Source organism: Corallococcus sp. AB049A (genome assembly GCF_003668885.1).
Taxonomy (GTDB): domain Bacteria; phylum Myxococcota; class Myxococcia; order Myxococcales; family Myxococcaceae; genus Corallococcus; species Corallococcus interemptor.
Map to the genome: position 1 here is coordinate 1 of NZ_RAWL01000595.1, position 4,201 is coordinate 4,201.

Sequence of the window (4,201 nt, forward strand, 5' to 3'; positions counted from 1 at the left end):
CTTCTGGGCCTCGGTCGTGATGACCTGGTCCATGGCCTGGTCCAGCGACTTGTGGGCGGCGACGCCCGGCTGGTCACCCCAGCCGTTCTTCAGCGCCTGGTGCTGGCCGCCAATCTTCTCCGCCGCGCGCCAGTCCTGCTCGAACAGGCGCTGGTTCACGATGCCCACCTCGTACTGGCCCACCGCCGCGGGACGCGGAGGGGGACCGTTCGGCTGGGCGTCCTGCATGGTGACGACCTGGATGCGCCAGGCCCACACCGCGCCCACGAAGAAGAGGACCATGGCGCCCACACCGACGCCGATGATCTTCCCCATGACGAGGTGGTCTTCCTCGGCCGCCACGCCATGCGCGCCGACGATGACCCGCGATTCGACTTCGGACTGGGTCTTCTTCATGGCTGCACGTACCTCAGGGACTCCGCGATGTAGGGGTCCTTCACCGGGAAGGTGTACCGACCGCGCGCCCGGAAGAGGGCGTAGCCCACCGAGACCCCGCCCACGCCCACGAAGGCCGTGAGAATCGTCCAGTGGAACGTCGGACCGGCCTCACCGGAGAACGCCGGCCAGATGAGCCAATACAGGTCCACGGCGTGCATGAGAAGCATGTAGGTGGCCGCCACCGCCAGGGTCCCGGGCTTCTCCTTCAGCTTGCGTGACAGCAGCGTGAAGAACGGCAGCACGAAGTGACCGAAGAAGATGACGTAGGAGACGCCGCGCCACGGGCCGTACATGCGCAGGCCGTACCAGGGGGCCTCTTCCGGGATGTTGGCGATCCACACCAGCAGGAACTGGGAGAAGCCGATGTAGGCCCAGAACGCCGTGAAGGCGAAGATGAGCTTGCCCAGGTTGTGGTAGTGCGGCGTCTTCACCAGGCTGCCGTACAGGTCCTTGCCCTGGGCATTCACCGTGACCAGCGCGAGGACGCAGAAGGCGGCCAGGAAGCTGCCGGAGAAGTAGTAGGCGCCGAAGATGGTGGACTGCCACAGCGGCGTGAGGCTCATCAGCCAGTCAAAGGCGGCGAAGGTGATGGTCAGCGCCAGGAAGGGCAGGGCGCCCGGGGAGAACTTGCGCTGCTTGACGGTCAGCTCCAGCTCGCCCGTCTCATCCTGCTTCGTGCTCCAGCCGTACAGCCGGTGCGAGACGAAGATCCACACCGCGAAGTAGATGACCTGGCGGACGGCGAAGAAGCCCAGGTTGAGGTAGTGGGCCTTCTTGTGGGCCAGGTGCTCCACCTCCACGCCGTGGATGTGGGCGGCCAGCGGCGAGCCATCCACCCAGGGGTAGAGGTACTTCATCATCGGGATGAGGGCGAGGATGAGCACCGCGAAGACGGGCACCGCGATGGAGATGGTCTCCATGGCGCGGCGCAGGACGATGGGCCACTTCGCCTTGGCCGTGTGGAAGATGGCCAGCATGATGAGGGCGGACACGCTGATGCCGACCCAGTAGGTGAAGCCCAAGAGGTAGCTGAAGCTGGTCGCCTCGGGGTTCATGAAGAAGCCCACGGCGGTGAGCACGAGGCCCACCACGCCCAGGCCGAACGCGGGCACCATCAGCTTGGGCGTGCCGGTGTAGCGCTCCATGGCAATCATCGGTTCTCCTGCGGGACGGGCTGCGTCCCGGCGGTGCTGCGGGCGGCCTGGAGCGCGCGCACGTAGGCGACGACGGCCCAGCGCTCACGCGTGTCGAGCTCACCCGAGAAGGACGGCATGATGCCGTAGCCCTCGTTGATGGCGGTGTAGAAGTGGCCGGCCGGCTTGTCCGCGAGCTCCAGGAGGGACGGAGGCAGGCGCAGCGCCATGTTCTCCGCGACGACGCTGTTGCCGTCGCCGAGCACGCCGTGGCACTGCGAGCAGACGATGTTGTACTTCTTCTGGCCCAGCTCCAGCAGGTGCTTGTCCACCGGCAGGGGGATGGCGTTCACGGCCACGCCGTTGGCGCGGCCCGTGGAGATGCCCGGGTTGCCCACCGGCCGCTCGCGCGGGACGGTGCCGGCGGGGGGCACGCGCATGGCGCGGCCGTCCGGCCAGAACTCGGACGTCTCGTAGTACTCGTACTTGGCCTGGGTCTCCATGCGCTGGAGGAACTCCGAGCTGACGTTGCAGCCCGTGAGCGCGGCGAGCCCGGCGGCGGGGATGAGCCACCTCATTCGTTCTCTCCCGAGACGACGGTCACGTGGGTCGCGCCCAGGGCCGTCAGCTGGTTCTTGACGTCCGCGGCGTCCGTTCCCGTGGGGTGCGGGATGCTCAGCCAGTAGCCGTGCGTGGACGCGCTGCGGAACTCTTCCGACTCGAAGGCCGGGTGGTAGGGCTGCGGCAGCCGGCTCAGGCCGAGCAGGCCGAAGAAGATGCCGAACGCGGCGAACAGCACGCTCAACTCGAACGTGATGGGCACCCACGCCGGGAGGCTCAGGAGCGGACGGCCGCCGACGTTGAGCGGATAGTCGATGGTGTTCATCCACGTCTGCATCGTGAGGGCGGTCACCATGCCGGTGAGGCCGCCGCCCAGGGCGATGAAGGGCATGCGAGAGGGCGGCAGACCCAGCGCCTCCGACCCGCCGTGGAGCGGATAGGGGGAGTAGGTGTCCATGCCCTGGAAGCCCTTCTCCCGCATCTGCTGTGTGGCGGAGACGAGGGCTTCCGGAGTGGCGAACTCGGCCAACACCCAGGAATCAAGGACCTTGGCTTCCATGATGCTAGTGCGCTCCGTGGGTGAGGGTGCCCGCCCCGGCGGTGTCCGCGCCATGGCCGTGGGCAGCGTGCGCGGCGTGCTTGAGCTCCAGCTGGAGCTCCTTCACCTCGCTCACCGCGACGGCGGGAACGAACTTGAGGAACAGGAGGAACAGGGTGCCGAACAGGCCCAGCGTGCCGATGTAGATGCACCAGTCCACCCAGGTCGGCGTGTAGATGTCCCACGACGAGGGGAGGAAGTCCTGGGAGAGCGACGTCACGATGATGATGAAGCGCTCGCACCACATGCCGATGTTCACCGCGATGGACGCCACCCACATGATGGGGATGCTGGTGCGGGCCTTCTTGAACCAGAAGATGTTCGGCGTGACGACGTTGCAGGTGATCATCAGCCAGTACACGCCGGCGTAGGGGCCCGTGGCGCGGTTCACGTAGAAGGTCCAGAACTCGTACTGGTTCATGGAGTACCAGGCGATGAAGTGCTCCATCAGGTAGCCGTAGGACACCAGCAGACCCGTCGCCAGGATGACCTTGTTCATGTTCTCCAGGTGGCGGTCGGTGATGACGTCCCGGAGGCCCAGGTACTTGCGGGCGGGCACGATGAGGGTGATCACCATCGCGAAGCCGCTGAACACGGCGCCGGCCACGAAGTAGGGCGGGAAGATGGTCGCGTGCCAGCCCGGAATCTGGGAGACGGCGAAGTCGAACGACACGATGGTGTGCACGGACACCACGAGCGGCGTCGAGAGGCCGGCCAGCAGCAGGTAGCCGATCTTGTAGTTGTGCCAGTGACGGCCGGAGCCGCGCCAGCCGAGCGCGAACAGGCCGTAGATGGTGCGCTGCAGCTTGCCCTTGGAGGAGTCACGCAGGGCCGCCAGGTCCGGGATGAGGCCCACGTACCAGAAGAGCGCGGACACCGTGAGGTACGTGGAGATGGCGAACACGTCCCACACGAGCGGCGAGCGGAACTGCGCCCAGGCGCCCAGGGTGCTGGGGTAGGGGAACAGCCAGAACGCGAACCAGGGACGGCCCGTGTGGAGCAGCGGGAAGAGACCCGCGCACATGACCGCGAACAGCGTCATGGCCTCCGCGAAGCGGTTGATGCTCGTGCGCCACTTCTGCTGGAAGAGCAGGAGGATGGCGGAGATGAGCGTACCGGCGTGACCGATACCGACCCACCAGACGAAGTTGATGATGTCGAACGCCCAGCCCACCGGCTGGTTGTTGCCCCACACGCCGATGCCGCGCGCGAGGGTGTAGGTCACGCCGACGACCAGGAGGCCCAGCGCCGCGGACGTGAGGCCCAGCAGCATGAACCAACCCTTGCCGGGCTTGCGCCAGACATGGTCGAGCAGCGTTTCATTGAGGGACTTGTCGTCGTGGTGCGGCGCGACGAGGTCCCGGGGCTCGAGGGGGTCGAGCGGGAGGTGTGCGGTCTCGGCCATGACGGTCAGTGACCTCCTTCGTGCGCCGGGGCGGCTTCAGCAGGGGCAGCGGGCACGAGGGCGGGG

General features: G+C 66.9%; 5 protein-coding genes. All 5 read right to left on the reverse strand.

The features are described from left to right. Nucleotides 1-396: hypothetical protein (locus D7X55_RS36780; protein WP_233610290.1), on the reverse strand; the 396-nt coding region annotated here is incomplete at its 3' end. Next, the gene (locus tag D7X55_RS36785; RefSeq protein WP_120553129.1) at nt 393-1,592 is read right to left on the reverse strand and encodes a hypothetical protein; all 1,200 of its coding nucleotides are present in this window, start codon (nt 1,590-1,592) and stop codon (nt 393-395) included. The genes D7X55_RS36780 and D7X55_RS36785, both read right to left, overlap by 4 nt. Further along, entirely contained in the window at nt 1,589-2,149 is a 561-nt protein-coding gene (locus D7X55_RS36790; RefSeq protein ID WP_014399396.1) for a cytochrome c, read from the reverse strand. The genes D7X55_RS36785 and D7X55_RS36790 overlap by 4 nt, the downstream gene beginning before the upstream one ends. Next, entirely contained in the window at nt 2,146-2,691 is a 546-nt protein-coding gene (locus tag D7X55_RS36795; RefSeq protein ID WP_120553128.1) for a DUF3341 domain-containing protein, read from the reverse strand. The genes D7X55_RS36790 and D7X55_RS36795 overlap by 4 nt, the downstream gene beginning before the upstream one ends. Before the next feature lie 4 nt (nt 2,692-2,695). Next, a complete protein-coding gene (gene nrfD, locus D7X55_RS36800; RefSeq protein ID WP_120553127.1) occupies nt 2,696-4,135 on the reverse strand; it encodes an NrfD/PsrC family molybdoenzyme membrane anchor subunit in 1,440 nt (479 codons plus the stop codon). Nucleotides 4,136-4,201 lie beyond the last annotated feature (66 nt).

Coding starts and splice junctions, on each gene's coding strand:
- D7X55_RS36785 (WP_120553129.1), bottom strand. CDS start 1,592: ATGATTGCCATGGAGCGCTACACCGGCACGCCCAAGCTGATGGTGCCC.
- D7X55_RS36790 (WP_014399396.1), bottom strand. CDS start 2,149: ATGAGGTGGCTCATCCCCGCCGCCGGGCTCGCCGCGCTCACGGGCTGC.
- D7X55_RS36795 (WP_120553128.1), bottom strand. CDS start 2,691: ATGGAAGCCAAGGTCCTTGATTCCTGGGTGTTGGCCGAGTTCGCCACT.
- nrfD (WP_120553127.1), bottom strand. CDS start 4,135: ATGGCCGAGACCGCACACCTCCCGCTCGACCCCCTCGAGCCCCGGGAC.